Annotated in this window: 16 protein-coding genes; 11 read left to right on the forward strand and 5 right to left on the reverse strand. The window is 67.4% G+C overall.

The window, feature by feature from the left end; all coding sequences use genetic code 11:
* The first annotated feature begins 82 nt into the window (after positions 1 to 82).
* The 9 genes from VHO04_RS05290 (at position 83) to VHO04_RS05330 (ending at position 9,358) form a co-directional block, all read left to right on the forward strand.
* Positions 83 to 877 (forward strand): response regulator, encoded by a 795-nt coding sequence (locus VHO04_RS05290; protein WP_329627327.1) that lies wholly within the window; start codon positions 83 to 85, stop codon positions 875 to 877.
* A gap of 163 nt (positions 878 to 1,040) precedes the next feature.
* Positions 1,041 to 3,749, forward strand: coding sequence for a bifunctional [glutamine synthetase] adenylyltransferase/[glutamine synthetase]-adenylyl-L-tyrosine phosphorylase (locus tag VHO04_RS05295; RefSeq protein WP_329627328.1), 2,709 nt, complete (start codon positions 1,041 to 1,043; stop codon positions 3,747 to 3,749).
* A complete protein-coding gene (locus tag VHO04_RS05300) occupies positions 3,746 to 4,210 on the forward strand; it encodes a peroxiredoxin (RefSeq protein WP_329627329.1) in 465 nt (154 codons plus the stop codon). The genes VHO04_RS05295 and VHO04_RS05300 overlap by 4 nt, the downstream gene beginning before the upstream one ends.
* Positions 4,211 to 4,315: 105 nt before the next feature.
* Positions 4,316 to 5,107, forward strand: a complete 792-nt coding sequence (locus VHO04_RS05305) for a ferritin-like domain-containing protein (RefSeq protein WP_329627542.1) — start codon at positions 4,316 to 4,318, stop codon at positions 5,105 to 5,107.
* A gap of 115 nt (positions 5,108 to 5,222) precedes the next feature.
* The gene (locus tag VHO04_RS05310) at positions 5,223 to 5,930 is read left to right on the forward strand and encodes a M23 family metallopeptidase (RefSeq protein WP_297662088.1); all 708 of its coding nucleotides are present in this window, start codon (positions 5,223 to 5,225) and stop codon (positions 5,928 to 5,930) included.
* Positions 5,931 to 6,019: 89 nt separating this feature from the next.
* On the forward strand, positions 6,020 to 6,361 hold the full coding sequence (erpA, locus tag VHO04_RS05315; protein WP_329627330.1) for an iron-sulfur cluster insertion protein ErpA: 342 nt from the start codon (positions 6,020 to 6,022) through the stop codon (positions 6,359 to 6,361).
* Positions 6,362 to 6,713: 352 nt separating this feature from the next.
* Positions 6,714 to 7,484, forward strand: a complete 771-nt coding sequence (gene xth / locus VHO04_RS05320) for an exodeoxyribonuclease III (RefSeq protein ID WP_329627331.1) — start codon at positions 6,714 to 6,716, stop codon at positions 7,482 to 7,484.
* On the forward strand, positions 7,481 to 8,473 hold the full coding sequence (locus VHO04_RS05325) for a cyclic nucleotide-binding domain-containing protein (protein WP_329627332.1): 993 nt from the start codon (positions 7,481 to 7,483) through the stop codon (positions 8,471 to 8,473). The genes xth and VHO04_RS05325 overlap by 4 nt, the downstream gene beginning before the upstream one ends.
* Before the next feature lie 21 nt (positions 8,474 to 8,494).
* Positions 8,495 to 9,358 carry a class I SAM-dependent methyltransferase gene (locus VHO04_RS05330; protein ID WP_329627333.1) on the forward strand — a complete coding sequence of 288 codons (864 nt, stop codon included), beginning with the start codon at positions 8,495 to 8,497 and terminating at the stop codon, positions 9,356 to 9,358.
* A 1-nt stretch (position 9,359) separates the two neighbouring features.
* On the opposite strand, the gene VHO04_RS05335 is transcribed toward VHO04_RS05330, so the two are convergent.
* Both VHO04_RS05335 and VHO04_RS05340 read right to left on the reverse strand, forming a co-directional pair.
* A complete protein-coding gene (locus VHO04_RS05335; RefSeq protein WP_329627334.1) occupies positions 9,360 to 10,286 on the reverse strand; it encodes a class II glutamine amidotransferase in 927 nt (308 codons plus the stop codon).
* Between the two features lie 67 nt (positions 10,287 to 10,353).
* A complete protein-coding gene (locus VHO04_RS05340) occupies positions 10,354 to 11,520 on the reverse strand; it encodes an N-acetyltransferase (RefSeq protein ID WP_329627335.1) in 1,167 nt (388 codons plus the stop codon).
* A 126-nt stretch (positions 11,521 to 11,646) separates the two neighbouring features.
* Here VHO04_RS05340 and VHO04_RS05345 point away from each other — a divergent pair, with 126 nt between their 5' ends.
* On the forward strand, positions 11,647 to 12,735 hold the full coding sequence (locus VHO04_RS05345; protein WP_329627336.1) for a fatty acid desaturase: 1,089 nt from the start codon (positions 11,647 to 11,649) through the stop codon (positions 12,733 to 12,735).
* A 10-nt stretch (positions 12,736 to 12,745) separates the two neighbouring features.
* On the opposite strand, the gene VHO04_RS05350 is transcribed toward VHO04_RS05345, so the two are convergent.
* The 3 genes from VHO04_RS05350 to VHO04_RS05360 are packed head-to-tail and all read right to left on the reverse strand — an operon-like array spanning position 12,746 to position 14,562.
* The gene (locus VHO04_RS05350; protein ID WP_329627337.1) at positions 12,746 to 13,441 is read right to left on the reverse strand and encodes a class I SAM-dependent methyltransferase; all 696 of its coding nucleotides are present in this window, start codon (positions 13,439 to 13,441) and stop codon (positions 12,746 to 12,748) included.
* Positions 13,434 to 13,892 carry an Rrf2 family transcriptional regulator gene (locus tag VHO04_RS05355; protein WP_329627338.1) on the reverse strand — a complete coding sequence of 153 codons (459 nt, stop codon included), beginning with the start codon at positions 13,890 to 13,892 and terminating at the stop codon, positions 13,434 to 13,436. Before VHO04_RS05355 ends, VHO04_RS05350 begins: the two co-directional genes overlap by 8 nt.
* Before the next feature lie 31 nt (positions 13,893 to 13,923).
* Entirely contained in the window at positions 13,924 to 14,562 is a 639-nt protein-coding gene (locus tag VHO04_RS05360) for a class I SAM-dependent methyltransferase (protein WP_329627339.1), read from the reverse strand.
* Positions 14,563 to 14,820: 258 nt separating this feature from the next.
* On the opposite strand from VHO04_RS05360, the gene VHO04_RS05365 reads away from it, so the two are divergent.
* Entirely contained in the window at positions 14,821 to 15,339 is a 519-nt protein-coding gene (locus VHO04_RS05365; protein WP_329627340.1) for a GNAT family N-acetyltransferase, read from the forward strand.
* The last annotated feature ends 4 nt before the right edge of the window (positions 15,340 to 15,343 follow it).

A 15,343-nucleotide genomic window follows, 5' to 3' on the forward strand; every position in this document is an offset into this window, starting at 1 on the left:
AAATTATGCCGGGTGCCGCGGATTTTTTCGTGGGGCCCGGTTCGGAATCGGCCGGTTTCTGCGCCGAATCAGGAGGGTATCCATGTCATTAGGCCAGGCGATCGCGCCGCATCTTCCCTATCTCAGGCGCTATGGCCGCGCGATTTCGGGAAGTCAGCAGAGCGGCGATGCGCTGGTCGCGCGCCTGCTCGAAACGCTGGTCGCGCATCCGGACGCGATCGACACCGGGAATGAGCTTCGGATTCAGCTCTATCGCATGGTCCACGACAATTTCGGTCTGATGACGGACCAAGCTGCGGCTGGCGACGAGACTATTCCCGCCGAGATCGCGGTCGCCGACGCGCGGCTGCGCCGCATTCCGTCGCTGGCGCGCCAGGCGCTGCTGCTGACCGCGGTCGAAGGCTTCAATGCCGCGGAGACCGGGCGGATCATCGGCCGCGACGCCGCCGCGGTCGAGGCGCTGATCGCCGAGGCGATGGAGGAGATCGACCGCCAGACGCGCGCGCGCATCCTGATCATCGAGGACGAACCGATCATCGCGATGGATATCGAGATGATCGTCCGCGAACTCGGCCATGATGTCGTCGCGGTCGCGACCACCCATGCCGAGGCGGTGGCCGACGCACAGACGCATCAGCCGGGCCTCGTGCTCGCCGACATCCAGCTCGCCGACAACAGTTCGGGGATCGAGGCGGTGCAGGAGATATTGACCGCCATGACGGTGCCGGTGATTTTCATCACCGCTTTCCCCGAACGGCTGCTGACCGGTGACCGGCCCGAGCCGGCATTCCTGCTCACCAAGCCCTATCAGCCCGCGACGCTGCGCGCGGCGATTTCGCAGGTGCTGTTCTTCGACGAAAGCACCGTGCCGGCCTGACGCCGATATCCTGACCCTTCGTCATTGAGAGCGAAGCGAAGCAATCTCCAGCCATCGGTCCTGCGCAAGGCCGATGGCTGGAGATTGCTTCGTCGCCTGCGGCGCCTCGCAATGACGAGGTGGGGGTTGCTACCCGTTCCATCGCAGGCGATAGCGGCACTCGATGACCGCACTCGACGCATCCGCGCGCCAGTCCGCGCTCGACCGGCTGACCGCCAACGCGCCTTTTCTCGCCCGGCTCGCCGACCTCAATCCCGATGACGTGACGCGGTTCCTGACCGACGGCACCGACGCCGCGCTCGCGCAGGTCGTGCCGCCCCCGGTCGACGACGACATCATGCGCACGCTGCGCCAATGGCGCGGGCGCACGGCATTGCTGCTCGCGCTCGGCGATCTGTCGGGTGAGCATGATGTCGCCGCGACGACGCGCCTGCTCTCGGCCTTCGCCGACCAGGCGTGCGACGCGGCGATCCAAGCCGCCTTCGCCGAACGCGTGCCCGATGAGGAAGCGCGCGGGCTCGCGGTGATCGCGCTCGGCAAGCTCGGCAGCCACGAGCTCAATTATTCGTCGGATATCGACCCGATCCTGATCTTCGACCCCGCAACGCTGCCACGCCGTTCGCGCGATGATCCCGACGAAGCGGCGGTGCGGATCGCGCGGCGGATGGTCGAAATCCTCTCGGCGCGCACGGCCGACGGCCATGTCCTGCGCGTCGACCTGCGGCTGCGGCCGCATCCCGAGGTGACGCCGATCGTTCTCCCCGAAAGCGCCGCCATCTCCTATTATGAGTCCGAGGCGCTGGCGTGGGAGCAGGCGGCGTTCATCCGCAGCCGCGCGTCGGCGGGCGACCGTGCGCTCGGCGCGAATTTTCTCGCCGCGATCCAGCCCTTCATCTGGCGCCGCAGCCTCGATTTCCGGCAGCTCAAGGAAATCGGTGCGATGAGCGACCGTATCCGCGATCATTTCTCGCAAGGGCAGGCGTTCGGCCCCGGCTACGACCTCAAGCGCGGGCGCGGCGGCATTCGCGAGATCGAGTTCTTCGCGCAGGTGCATCAGCTTATCTACGGCGGGCGCGACCCGTCGCTGCGCGTTCCCGCGACTGTCGACGCGCTCGCCGCACTGGCAAAGGTGGGGCGGATCGACGGCGCGGTCGCCGAACGGCTGACCGGCCACTACGCCACGCTACGCCGGATCGAGCATCGCTTGCAGATGATCGAGGATCAGCAGACGCATTCGCTGCCGACGCAGGCCGAGGCGCTCGACGCCGTGGCGCGGCTCGACGGCGAGGCCGACGGCGCCGGCCTGCTCGCGGCGCTGCTGCCCGTCGTGACCGACGTCGGCGCCTGCTACGACAGCCTGGTGGTCGAACGTGCCGCGACCGGCGGGCTGCCGCGCGATGAAGGCGAGCTGGCGGGCGCGCTGATGGCGACGGGCTTCGATCCGCCCGACGCGGCGCTGCGCACGATCGCCGACTGGCGCGGTGGCAAGCTGCGCGCGCTGCGCAGCCCGGCGGCGCTCGACGCGCTCGAGACGGTGCTGCCCGAATTGATGAAGGCGATCGGCGCGGCGCCCGATCCGCAGGCGACATTGCTCCGCTTCGACACGCTCGTCGGCGGGCTGCCGAGCGCGGTGGGCTTCTTTCACCTGCTCGCCGCGCAGCCCGAGCTGGCGCGGATCGCGACGCGCGTCCTCTCGCTCGCCCCCACCTTGGCCGACGCGCTCGGCGCGCGGGTCGAGCTGATCGAAGGGTTGATCGACAAGCGAGCGTTCGAGGCGCCGGCGACCAGGACCGAGCTGATGTCCGAATGGGCGCCGGGGCTGGCGGGGCTCGACTATGAACGCCTGCTCGATCGCGTCCGCGACCGCGTCGGCGAACGGCGCTTCGCCTATGGGGTGCAACTCGTTGCCGGGGCGAGCGACCCGATGACGATCGCCTGCGGCTATGCGGAGCTGGCCGAGGCGGCGTTGCAGGTACTCGCCGATGCGACGGTGGCGGAGTTCGTCCAGGCGCATGGCCGCGTCCCGGGCAGCGAACTGGTCGTCCTTGCGCTCGGCCGGCTCGGGGGCCGGGCGCTGACGCACGCTTCGGATCTCGACCTCATCTATCTTTTCACCGGCGATCATCTCGCCGAATCGGACGGGCCGCGTCCGCTCGGCGCGACGACCTATTACAACCGTCTCGCGCAGCGCGTGACCGTGGCGATGTCGGTGCCGACCGCGGCGGGCAAGCTCTATGACGTCGATACAAGGCTGCGGCCCCAGGGCGCGCAAGGCCCGCTCGTCGTCACCCTCGACAGTTTCGAGCGCTATCAGCGCGAGGAGGCGTGGACGTGGGAGCATATGGCGCTGCTCCGCGCGCGGCCGGTCTATGGTTCGGACGGCGCGAAGGCGGAGCTTCACCGCATCATCGACGATCTGCTCGCGAGCCCGCGCGATCGCGATGCGGTGGCGAAGGACGCCGCCGAGATGCGCGACAAGATCGCTGCGCACAAGCCGCCGAAAGGCCCGCTGGACATCAAGGGCGGTCCCGGCGGCCTCGTCGACCTCGAATTCGCGATGCAGGTGACACAGCTTGCCACCGGCCGCTGTCACGACCCCAATATCGGCTCGGCGCTGGCCTGTATGCGCGTCGATGGTCTGGCGCCCGCCGCGGTTTGCGACGCGCACGCGCTGCTCGGCCGGATGCTCGTCATGCTGCGCCTGACCGCGCCCGACGGGGAACCCGCGACGCCCGCCGCGCGTCAGCTTGTCGCGAGCGCGTGCGGCGAGCCAGGCTGGCCGCAATTGCTTGCCGCGCACGATGCGGCACGGCACGAGATCGCCAACTGGTGGGCCTCGATTCGCCCGCCGCAGCAGGAGACACAGCCATGAGCCTCGCAATCGGCGACGCCATTCCCACGGTTACCTTGCTCGACGCCGACGGGGCGACGATCGACCTTGCGGCGATGAAGGGCGCGCCGCTGGTCGTCTATTTCTACCCCAAGGCCGACACGCCGGGCTGCACCACCGAGGCGCAGGATTTCACGCGCCTCGCGCCCGAGTTCGCGCATCTGAACGCGCAGGTGCTGGCGGTATCGCGCGACGCACCGGCGAAGCTCTGCAAGTTCCGCGACAAATATGGCCTGACCGTGCGGCTTGCCGCCGACGAGGATGGCAAAGTGTGCGAGGCGTTCGGCACCTGGGTCGAGAAGCAGAATTACGGCCGCACCTATATGGGGATCGAACGCTCGACCTTCCTGTTCGGCGCCGACGGCAAGCTGGCCAAGGAGTGGCGCAAGGTCCGCGTGAAGGGCCATGCCGAGGCCGTGCTGGAGGCGGCGAAGGCGCTATAGGATTCTTCGTCACCCCGGACTTGATCCGGGGTCCCGCTAAACAACGCCCGAAAAGCGGGACCCCGGATCAAGTCCGGGGTGACGGATGGAGGAAATGGCAGCATGATGACCACTCTTGGCGAAGCTGCGCGCGGGGTGCTGCTAACGCCGGACCCGCACGACAAGCGCCGCGCAGCGCGCGCGCTGGCGCGGGCGTGGCGGCGCGGCGAACTCGCGCATCGCTGCGATGTGTCGATGCCCGATCGTCCGGCGTGGCCTGACAAGCCCGAATTGCTGCCGCCCAACCGGATGCCGCGCCGCCGCAAGGGTGGGTCGGATCGCGGGCGGATCGCGATGCTTCATGCGCTCGCGCATATCGAATTCGTCGCGATCGATCTCGCCGTCGATCTCGTCGGGCGCTTCGGCGGCGAATTTCCACGCGGCTTCGTCGACGACTGGATCGGGGTCGCCGCCGACGAGGCGATGCATTTCGCGCTGCTCGACCGGCGATTGCGCCAGCTTGGCAGTTTCTATGGTGAACTCCCCGCCCACGCCGGCCTGTGGGAGGCCGCCGAGGCAACCAGCGACGATGCGCTGGCGCGGCTCGCGATCGTCCCGATGGTGCTCGAAGCGCGCGGGCTCGACGTCACGCCCGCGACCGTCGAGCGCTTCCGCGCCGCCGGCGACGCGCCGTCTGCGAAGATTTTATCGCGTATTTACAAGGATGAAGTCCGGCATGTGCGCGCCGGCACAGCCTGGTTTAACCAAAAGTGCGACGAAATGGGATTCAACGCCGTCGAAACGTGGCAAAGCCTCGTAAAATCGCGATTCCGGGGTTCCGTTAAGCCGCCGTTCAACGACTCGGCGCGCGGTGAAGCCGGTTTAACGCAAGACTATTACGCCGTTATTGCTTGGTAAGGCTTGGGCCGTCATCAACACTCGCGGGCAGGGACGAGTTCCCATCCGAACATAACATCCGGCACCAGCGGCCCTTAAGAAAGGGCACTGGCGACAAGGACTGCGGGGTCGATACGTGCGATACGCTTCTCTGGCGCAAAAGTTTCATCTTGGCCTCATTGTCTGCGCCGGTGCGCTGACGGGCCTTGCCGCTCCGGCGGCGTATGCGGCGGACGCTGCCGGTGCCGATGCCGGCATCGCCGTTCCCGACGAACCCGATCAGGACAATTTCCCGGCGAGTCTGGTCGCGCAGACCGAGGATCGCGAAGCGCGCGCGATCTTCCAGGCGTGGAAGCGCCTCGACACCGGGCTGGCCGCGAACATCGGCGTCTCGGTGCCCTCGCGCCGCCCGATCGAGCAGATGTCGCTCTCGTCTTCCTATGGGATGCGCGTCCATCCGATCACCGGCAAGCTCGCGCGCCACAATGGCGTCGATATTCCGGCGCCCTATGGCACTCCCATCTATGCGACCGCCGACGGCATCGTCGGCCGCGCCCAGCGGCTCGGCGGCTATGGCAATTATGTCGAGATCGAGCATGGCAACCAGATCGAGACGCGCTACGGCCATATGTCGTCCTACATCGTCCGCTCGGGTCAGCAGGTGAAGAAGGGCGACGTGATCGGCTATGTCGGCTCGACCGGCCGCTCGACCGGCAATCATCTCCATTATGAAGTCCGCATCGAAGGGTCGCCGGTCAATCCGCTGCCCTTCTGCGCATCGGATTCGATGACGATCGCGGCGATGACGGGTAACAAGAAGCTCGCAATGGGCGGTCCCGAATAAAGCTTCTCTGGGTCGGAGAGGAGGGGCGCCCCACGGTAAACGGCCGGGGCGCCCTTTTCATTTGGGCGCGCGCCTCCTATCTTGCGGCCATGGCCACGCAGATTTCCGACATTAGCCTGTCCCCCGCCGCCGCGGCGCGCGTCCGCTGGATCGCGACCCGCAAGGGCGATGCCGAGGCGGCGCTGCGCCTCGCAGTCGACGGCGGCGGCTGTTCGGGCTTCACCTACCGCTTTGGCCTCGCCGAGAGCATCGATGCCGATGACGTCGTCACCGAGACCGATGGAGTGAAGCTGGTCGTCGATCCGGTCAGCATCGACCTGGTGCGCGGCTGCGTCGTCGATTTCGTCGATTCGCTTGGCGGTTCGTCGTTCAAGGTCGAAAATCCCAACGCGGCTTCGGGCTGCGGCTGCGGATCGAGCTTCTCGATCTGACCCGTCCCTTATAATTTTCGTCTAATTTTCCTCATGCTGAACTCGTTTCAGCATCCATGGTCTGCCCTTTCGTCGGACGCTGCGCTTTTTTGTTTCGCACGAAGACACAAAGCCACGAAGATGTCGCGCTTGCCGCGAAGCGGCTTCCCTCTCTCGACGTCGTGGCAGGGTGCGCCGTTGTTAAAGAATATGGGGCCTGCCGGCCCAAGTCGTCTTCTTCGTGGCTTTGTGTCTTTGTGCGAACCATAATTGGCACGGCTCTATCAGGCGAACGCCGGGCCATGGACACCGAAACAAGTGCAGGGTGACGAAGGGGCTGGGATCGGCCCACTCTTCCTGTCATAGCGGACGCATGAAAGTCGCGACCTTCAATATCAACGGGATCAAGGCCCGCCTGCCGCGCCTCGTCGAATGGCTCGAGGAAACCCAGCCCGACGTCGCCTGCCTGCAGGAACTCAAGTCGAGCGACGAGACGATGCCGACCAAGGAGATCGAGGCGGCGGGCTACGGCTTTCTCTATCACGGGCAAAAGGGCTTCAACGGCGTCGCGATCCTCGCCAGGGGGACCGAACCGCTCGAAATCCAGCGCGGCCTCGCGGGCGAGGCCGAGGACGAGCAGTCGCGCTATCTGGAGGCCGACGTGTTCGGCGTGCGCATCGGCTGCATCTACCTGCCCAACGGCAATCCGCAGCCGGGGCCGAAGTTCGATTACAAGCTGCGCTGGATGGCGCGGCTGCGCGAACGCGCGAAGGCGCTGCTCGCCGCCGAGGTGCCGGCGATCCTGACCGGCGACTATAATGTCATCCCGCACGACGACGATGTGTGGGATCGCCAAGCGATGGCGAACGACGCGCTGATGCAGCCCGATTCGCGCGATGCCTTTTTCCGCATCCTCGGCGACGGCTGGACCGACGCGATCCGTAGCCGCCATCCGGCGGGCGGCGTGTGGACCTTCTGGGACTATCAGGCGGGCGGCTGGCAGCGCGACCATGGCTTTCGCATCGACCATCTGCTGCTGAGCCCCGCGATGGCCGACCGGCTGACCGATGCCGGGGTCGACAAGGATCATCGCGGACGCGAGAAGGCGAGCGACCACGCGCCGACCTGGGCGGTCTTCGCATGAGCCTGCTGTCGGCCACTCACCTGGCCGACGCGCCGCTCTTCGCGGGACTGGGCAAAGCCGAGCGTGCCGAGCTTGCCGACGCCTTCGTGCCGCGCCATTTCGCCGACGGCGCCGCGATCCTCGTCCAGAACGAGCGCGCCAAGGGGCTGTTCCTGATCGAGGAGGGCCGCGTCGATATCGGCAAGCGGCTGCCCGGCGGGGGCCTCGCGAAGCTCGCCGAGGTCGGACCGGGCGAGGTGATCGGCGACATGGCGCTGATCGGCCGCGACCTGAGGCGGTCGGCGATGGGCATCGCGCGCGGTCCCGTTGCGACCTGGTATCTTCCCGCCGATCAGTTCCGCGCGGCGCTGGCGCGGCTGCGTCCCGCGTCGTTGCAATTGCAGGCCGAACTCGGGCGGCTGATCGCCGGGCGCGTCGTCGCCAAGGCGGCCGACATCGCGGCGCTGCTGGTCGCCGAGCCCGGCGCCTTCACCCCCCGGCCGCGGCGCGGTCTCGCGCCGGTGATCGAGGATGGCTTCACGCCCGAAGCCTTTCTCGCGAAATTGCCGTGCTGTGCGGCGATGACGCCGGCGCAGCGACTGGCCTTCTGGAACGCCGGTGAGCGGATCGAGGCGCCGGCCGACGCCGACCTTGCGCCCGTCGGCGGAGCGGCGGACCAGGTCTGGCTTGTCGTGCGCGGCGCGGTGCGCAGCGCGCTGCCGCATCGCGGCGGCATTTATCAACTCACCGTCACCGGCCCCGGCCAACTCGTCGGCATCGCCGCGATGCTCGCGGGCAGCACGCACGACCGGCTGCTCAGGACAAGCGAACAGGCGACGCTGCTCGCCTTCGACCGCGCGACCTTTGCCGAGATGATCGCGACCGGCGACGCGCTGAGCCGCGAGCTCGGCGCGTCGGTCAACGCCGATCTGGTCACCGCGCTCGATGCGCTCGATCAGGTCGAGGCGCGTATCCTCGCGATGCGCCGCGGCCACGCGGTGGCGGCCTGAACGAAGCAGTAAGGAAAGAGGATGACCGAAAGCAAAGCCTATCAGGTCGCCGACTGGAACGGCCGCAGCGGCGAGCAATGGGTTGCCAATCAGGCGCGGCTCGACGCGATGCTCGACGCGTTCGGCGACGCGGCGATTGAAGCGGCAGCGATCGGTGAGGGCGAGCAGATACTCGATGTCGGCTGCGGCGCGGGCGCCACCAGCCAGGCGCTCGCCGCGCGCGTCGGGCCGCGCGGGCATGTGCTCGGCGTCGATATTTCGGCGCCGCTGATCGACCGCGCGCGCGAGGCGGCTCTCGCCGGGGCGCCGCTGGCGTTCGAGCTCGCCGATGCGGGCACCGCGGCGTTGCCGGGGCAGGCGTTCGACCTGCTGTTCTCGCGCTTCGGGGTGATGTTCTTCGACGATCCCGCCGCGGCCTTCGCGCATATGCGCGGGGCGTTGAAGCCCGGGGGGCGGCTGGCGTTCGTCTGCTGGCGGGGCGGGGCGGAAAATGACTGGGTGCGCCTGCCGATGGCGGCGGTCGCGGACCTGATTCCCCTGCCGCCGCCGCCCGATCCCGAAGCGCCCGGCCCCTTCTCGTTCGGCGACAGCGGCCGTGTCGCGCGCATCCTGACCGACGCGGGGTTCGTCGACGTCTCCATCGCTCCTTTCGACCATCCCGTTCCCTTCGGGCATGGTGAGACGCGCGAGGCGGCGGTCGACAATGCGGTGGACATGGCCTTTCAGGTGGGTCCGCTGGCGCGCCTGCTCGCGCAGCAGCCCGATGAGATTCGCGCGCGGGCGGCGGCGGCGGTGCGGCGCGCGTTCGCGGCGAAACCGGGCGACCGGTCGGTGATGATCGACGGCGCGGCCTGGATCGTCACCGCGCGCAACCCGGCGGGTTAGCCTATCGCGCCAGCGGAACCACCCGGAATGCGGGGCGAGTTCCGTCCATTTCGGCATGGATCATCGCATATTCGGGCACCGGCATCCACGTCGCGCTGTTCGACGACAGCGGCTCCGACGCGACGATCACCGCGCGCGGCTCCTCCTCGCCGCCGACCATCTGCCACTCGCCGTCGTGCAGGCCGTAATCGCGCCCGGTCGTGAACCACATCGAGAGGAAATTCATATTCGCCTCGTGGAGCTGGTCGGGCGATCCGGTGCGGTAGTGGCCAAAGTCGAAGCAATGGCGCAGCCCCAATATCTGCCGCCCCGTGGTGACGAACAGGTTGCAACTCGACGAGATGGCGATGCCGTGATGCCGCCGCGCCGCCTCGATCAGATCCACCGTCTTCTGCACCGCCGCGATCAGCGCGTCGCGCGCCGGTTCGACCCGCCAGTCGGGAAGCTGCGATAGCAGCAGCGCATAGACCCACTCGCTGTCGGTCGATCCCGAAATCTGCGCGAGCAGTTCGGGGTCGATGTCGGCCATCAGCGTCCCCTTCATTTCGCCGATGCGATAGATGTCGCCATTATGCGCCATCGCGACCGCCGCGCCGGGAAAATGAAAGGGGTGGGTGTTCTGCTCGCTGACCTTGACGCTGGTCGAATAGGCGACGCCGCGGACATGCGCGATCACGCATTCGGCGCGCGTCTTGATCGCCAGCGATTTCAGATTGCCGTCGAAAATGGGCAGCGAGGGCGAGCGATAGCGGTGCGGCAGCTCGGGGACGAAGCTCGCGCTGTCCCATGCCATCATCCCGAACCCCGCGAGGTTCAGCATGTGCAGCATCCGCGGCATATAGGCCTGGTTGACGAGGCTGCTATCGGGCTTGAACAGCAGGTCGTCGAGCTGCACCGGCTCGCCCAGATACATCATCGCCCGGCACATAGACTGTCCCCGCCCGCTGGTTGTGCACGAAGCCTACACCGCTTGCAGGGTCAAGGCGAGCGACCAATCAGAGCGGCTTGTCGTATATCTGGTAGACGCGGTTCACCGTCGCGTTGATCGCCTCGGCGACCGCGTTCATCCCCTGATTGTCGTCGAGCACCCAGCCGATATCGCCATGTTGCGTGCCATAGTCGCGCACCGCGTCGCGGCGGATGAACTCGATCATCATGAAGGCGAGCGTACTTGCCATGCGGCTGTTCTGGAGTTTCTTGACGACGCCCATCAACGGTACGCGGAGCGTGCGGCTTTTCGGCTTGCGCAGCCACCAGAGCAGCTTCGCCCAATTGAAGGGCAGCAGCGAGCCGTCCATGTCGATCAGCTTTTCGTTGATGTTGGGCAGCACGATCATGAAGGCGACCGGCTCGCCGTCGACTTCGGCAACGCGGATCAGATCCTCGAAGACGATGTCCTTCAGCTTCTTGCCGACATAGGCGATCTCGCCGTCGGTCAGCGGGACGAAGCCCCAATTGTCCGACCAGGCGTCGTTCAATATGCCCATGATCAGCTTGGCCTCGGCATCGAACTTGCTCTTGTCGACGCGGCGGATGCGAATGCGCGCATTCTTCTCGCCCGCCGCGACGATGCGGTTCACGATCGGCGGAAAGCCGTCGACGATTTCGACCCCATAATTGTAGAGCGTCTTGACCGGGCGATAACCCTCGGCCTCGATCCACGCCCGATAGAGCGGGCTGTTGTGGCCGAGCATGATCGTCGGCGGCGTGTCGAAGCCCTCGATCAACAGCCCGGGCTCGTCCCAGATCGAGATCGACAGCGGGCCGAGCGCGCGGTTCATCCCCTGAGTGCGCAGCCAGTCCTCGGCCGCGACGATCAGCGCGTGCGCGGTTTCGCTGTCCTCGGCCTCGAGCAGGCCCCAGTTGCCGGTGCCCGGCCCCATGCCCTGTGCCGCGGGCTGTTCGAGCGCGAGAAAGTCGATATGCGCCGAAATGCGCCCCACCGTGCGTCCGCCGCGCCGCGCGAGGAAAAGCTGCGCCTTGCCATGCTCGAACCAGGGATTCTCGCCGGGGGTCAACAGGCCGTAAACCTCGCCCTTCAGCGGCGGCACCCACGCAGGATCGCCGCGATTGAGGCGATAGGCGAGCTCGACGAACTCGCGCTTTTCGGTCTTGCCCTGGACGGGATGGATGGTGATCGGGCCTTCGTTATGGGCGGTCATGCTGGTTTCCTGAAGAAGCGATCCTATATGATTGGCGACGCATTAGGGCATTGCCGTGGCGCTGGCGACCCGCATTCGGCCATTTTGCTGCCACGAAATCATGGTGAAGATATAGGCATGTTAGCGATGAACACTCTTGTCGACCGGATGTCGGAGTCGCCGGTGGTGAAGGCGCCCAAATCGGCGATCGCCGACGATATGGCGATGATCCGCGCGGCGTCGGAGCTGACGCGCGATCTCGTCGTGCCGAGCGCGCGCGTCTATTGGATGGATTTTCTCGCTTCGACGCTGGTCGGCTATGCCGGGGTCGCGGCAGCGATCCTTGCGCCGTCGGTAGTGTGGATGCTGCTCGCCGCCTTCGTCGCGGTGCTCGCGCTCTATCGCGCGGGCAGCTTCATCCACGAGCTCACCCATATCCGCAAGAATGCGCTGCCGGGATTCCGCCTCGCGTGGAACATCCTCGTCGGCGTGCCGCTGCTCATCCCCTCCTTCATGTATGAGGGCATTCACAGCCTGCACCACAACCGCACCAAATATGGCACGGTCGAGGATCCCGAATATCTGCCGCTCGCGCTGATGAAGCCGTGGACGGTGCCTTTGTTCGTCGTCGCGGCCGCCTTCGCGCCGCTCGCGCTCGTCTTCCGCTATGCGGTGCTGACGCCGCTGTCGTTCGTGCTTCCGCCGCTGCGCCGCGTGGTGCGCGAGCGTTATTCGGGGATGATCATCAACCCGATGTTCCGCCGCAAAGCGCCCGAGGGCGAGTTTCGCCGTCAGTGGGCGTGGCAGGAGGCCGGCGCGTGGGTCTGGTCGAGCCTGCTCGTGGCTGCGGGCGTCTTCGGTTGGGTGCCGCTGCGCGCGCTGATCATCTTCGGTTCGATCGCGGCGGCGACGCTGGTGCTCAACCAGATCCGCACCCTCGTCGCGCACCTCTGGGAAAATGACGGCGCGGTGCTGACCGTGACCGGCCAGTTCCTCGACAGCGTCAACGTGCCGCCGCCGGGCTTGCTGCCCGAACTCTGGGCGCCGGTGGGGCTGCGCTATCACGCGCTGCATCATCTGCTGCCGGGCGTGCCCTATCACGCGCTGCCCGAGGCGCACCGCCGCCTGAAGGATGCGCTGCCTGCGGACTCGCAATATCATGGCGCCAATTATCGCAGCCTGCCGAAGCTGGTGATGAACCTCGTCGCCGGCTCGGCGCGCGGCGCCGCGGCCTAAGGTCAGGACCCTAGGCGTATCCGACCCATCCCCGCCAGGTGAAGGCGGCATAGAAGGGCTCGACGCCGGTGAAGCCGGCGGCGCGCAGGATCGCTTCATCCTCCTCGGGGCTCAGCATCGCGACATGCGTGGCGACGGCTTCGCGGCCCTTGGCGACCTGTTCGGGATCGCCGCCCGACGCGATGGCATAGGCGGCATAGCGGTCGAGCCAGCGGTCGCGCTCGCCCGGTCCCTGCGGAAAGCTGCCGTGCGCGGCGACGAAGGGCGCGCCGGGTTTCAGGCGGCGGCGGATTTCGGCCGCGGTGCGGATGCGCTCCGCCCGGTCGAGAAAGTGCAGGGTGAGGAGGCAGGTCGCGCCGTCGAAGGGGCCGGCAGGCGCGTCGTCGATATAGCCTTCGACCAGATCGGCGCGGCCGACATCGGGCCCGAGCACCTGGGCCGCAAGGTCCAGCATCGGGCCGGCGGGATCGACGCCGGTGAAGCGCCAGGCGGGATACGCGTCGGCCATCGCCTTCATCTCGCTGCCGCCGCCCGCGCCGAGAACGAGGATATGGGCGTCTGCGGGCACGCGCTCGGCGAGCAGCAGCCCGGTCATGCGGTGGAGGCCGTCGAGGCCGGGGACGAAGCGCCGCGGCCCTTCGGCATAGCGCGCGACCGCGGCCGGATCCTTGAAGCTGTCGAGGAAATGCTGCGCGCCTTCAGCCATGAATATGCTCCTGTGCAGATATGGTGCGCGCCGCCATGCGCGCGTGAAAATCGGCCGCGAGCATCGCGAGCGTCACTTGCCCGAAGCGGTCGAGCAGCAGCGCCTCGGCGCCGCGAAAGCTCGTATCGAGCGCCGCGTTGACCGCCTGTTCGACGAGGCAGCCGGGCGCTTCGGTGCGATTGCCCATCGCCATCAGATGGGGACGGCCGATCGCGTCATAGACGTCGCGCATCGTGATCGCAGTCAGATCGCGCGCGATCGTCCAGCCGCCCCCATGGCCCTTTTCCGACCGGACGAAGCCGGCCTCGCGCAGGCCCGCCAATATGCGGCGGATCACGACCGGGTTGGTCTGCATCGCCTTTGCAAGACTTTCGGAGGTCGCTGGGCCGCCCGCCTCGGCCATGTGGAGAAGGACGTGGAGCACGCCCGATAATCGGCTGTCGCGTTTCATGTAACTTTACATATTACATGAATGCGGAAAATCAAGGCCCGTCGCGATGGAAGCGGAAGACGCCGCTCGGCTTCGTTGCTCCGCCGGTCTCGGCGACCTCGTAGCGGGCGATTTCGTCGAGGCGTGCGAGCGGCAGCGGGCGGCGCCACGGATCGCCGACGAGCGCGTCGATGCCGCGATCGAGGCAGCGGTCGAGAAAGGTGGTAACGGTTTCCGCGAGTTCGTCCGAATAGAAAAGGTCGCCGACCAGCACCGTGTCGACATTGGGGAGGTCGAGCGCGGCGACGTCCGCCGCGCGAACCTCGATCCTGACATCGTTGAGCGCCGCGTTGAGCGCGAGCGCGGCCATGGCGTGGCGGTCGGGCTCGACGGCGATCACCTGCGCCGCGCCGGCCTTGGCGGCGGCGATCGCGACCAGTCCCGATCCCGCGCCAAGGTCGAGGACGCGGCGCCCGGCGACGCTCCCGGGATGATCGAGGACATGGCGCGCAAGCGCGAGCCCGCCGGCCCAATGATGCGCCCAATAGGGCGGCCGCCCGTCGCCGTCCGCCGCGAGACGTCCGACGCGGCTCGACGGCACCGCCTTGTGCAGGCGGATTTCGGCGATGCCGGGAACCGGCAGCACGGGCAGGTTGGCGCGGATGAAGGCGGCGGCGTCGGGGAGGGTCATGCGCCGGATTTAGAGCCTTTGCGGGCCGATCCGCCAGCCCGAACCCCGCCGATGGTTGATCGAACCCCGCAAAGCTGATAGGCGCGGCGGCGATGACCAACGACCGATCCCTTCGATTCAAGGCGTATTGGCGCTCCTTTATCTAGGAGCGGCATGGCATCACCCTGTGACCATCGCCGCCGTGTTCGGACAGGCGAATGGTCATCATCACACCACCAACCCCCCGGGCCCGGCGCGCGCTTTTCAAGAAGACGCGACATGACCGATACTTTGCTTGCCCTCTCGACCGACCATTGCCGCATCGCGCCGCTGCACGCTGACGACGCCGGTGCGCTTGCTGCGATCACCGACGAATCGGTGACCTCGCAAATCCATTTCCTGCCGGAGCCCTTCACTGAAAACGATGCGCGCGCCCTGATCGCGCGGTCGGGCGGCGGCGACGTCTTTCACGCGGTGCGCGACGGCAGCGGCGGCGGTCTGAGCGGGGTGATCGGCGTCCACCGCCGCGCGGGCCGCGAATATGAGATCGGCTATTGGTTCGCCGCCCGCGCGCGCGGCCGCGGCATCGCCACCGAGGCGGTGCGCGCCGTCGTCGATGCGCTCGCTGCATCGCGGCCGGGCTGTGCGATCGTCGCCGAATGCCGTCCGGAGAATGAAAGGTCGCGCGCGCTGCTGCGCCGGGTCGGCTTCGTCTCGACCGGGCTCGCAGGACGGCGGCCGGGGCGGATGCTGCTGAGCTGGCGCGCGGCGCCGCTCGATCGCATCGACGTGTGCTGAGCGG

Origin of the sequence: Sphingopyxis sp., assembly GCF_036261875.1 — a bacterium.
Lineage (GTDB): Bacteria > Pseudomonadota > Alphaproteobacteria > Sphingomonadales > Sphingomonadaceae > Sphingopyxis.

Bases quoted from the DNA above. Each gene is read 5' to 3' on its own strand.
- VHO04_RS05290 (WP_329627327.1), top strand. From the start codon at position 83: ATGTCATTAGGCCAGGCGATCGCGCCGCATCTTCCCTATCTCAGGCGC.
- VHO04_RS05295 (WP_329627328.1), top strand. From the start codon at position 1,041: ATGACCGCACTCGACGCATCCGCGCGCCAGTCCGCGCTCGACCGGCTG.
- VHO04_RS05300 (WP_329627329.1), top strand. From the start codon at position 3,746: ATGAGCCTCGCAATCGGCGACGCCATTCCCACGGTTACCTTGCTCGAC.
- VHO04_RS05305 (WP_329627542.1), top strand. From the start codon at position 4,316: ATGACCACTCTTGGCGAAGCTGCGCGCGGGGTGCTGCTAACGCCGGAC.
- erpA (WP_329627330.1), top strand. From the start codon at position 6,020: ATGGCCACGCAGATTTCCGACATTAGCCTGTCCCCCGCCGCCGCGGCG.
- xth (WP_329627331.1), top strand. From the start codon at position 6,714: ATGAAAGTCGCGACCTTCAATATCAACGGGATCAAGGCCCGCCTGCCG.
- VHO04_RS05325 (WP_329627332.1), top strand. From the start codon at position 7,481: ATGAGCCTGCTGTCGGCCACTCACCTGGCCGACGCGCCGCTCTTCGCG.
- VHO04_RS05330 (WP_329627333.1), top strand. From the start codon at position 8,495: ATGACCGAAAGCAAAGCCTATCAGGTCGCCGACTGGAACGGCCGCAGC.
- VHO04_RS05335 (WP_329627334.1), bottom strand. From the start codon at position 10,286: ATGTGCCGGGCGATGATGTATCTGGGCGAGCCGGTGCAGCTCGACGAC.
- VHO04_RS05340 (WP_329627335.1), bottom strand. From the start codon at position 11,520: ATGACCGCCCATAACGAAGGCCCGATCACCATCCATCCCGTCCAGGGC.
- VHO04_RS05345 (WP_329627336.1), top strand. From the start codon at position 11,647: ATGAACACTCTTGTCGACCGGATGTCGGAGTCGCCGGTGGTGAAGGCG.
- VHO04_RS05350 (WP_329627337.1), bottom strand. From the start codon at position 13,441: ATGGCTGAAGGCGCGCAGCATTTCCTCGACAGCTTCAAGGATCCGGCC.
- VHO04_RS05355 (WP_329627338.1), bottom strand. From the start codon at position 13,892: ATGAAACGCGACAGCCGATTATCGGGCGTGCTCCACGTCCTTCTCCAC.
- VHO04_RS05360 (WP_329627339.1), bottom strand. From the start codon at position 14,562: ATGACCCTCCCCGACGCCGCCGCCTTCATCCGCGCCAACCTGCCCGTG.
- VHO04_RS05365 (WP_329627340.1), top strand. From the start codon at position 14,821: ATGACCGATACTTTGCTTGCCCTCTCGACCGACCATTGCCGCATCGCG.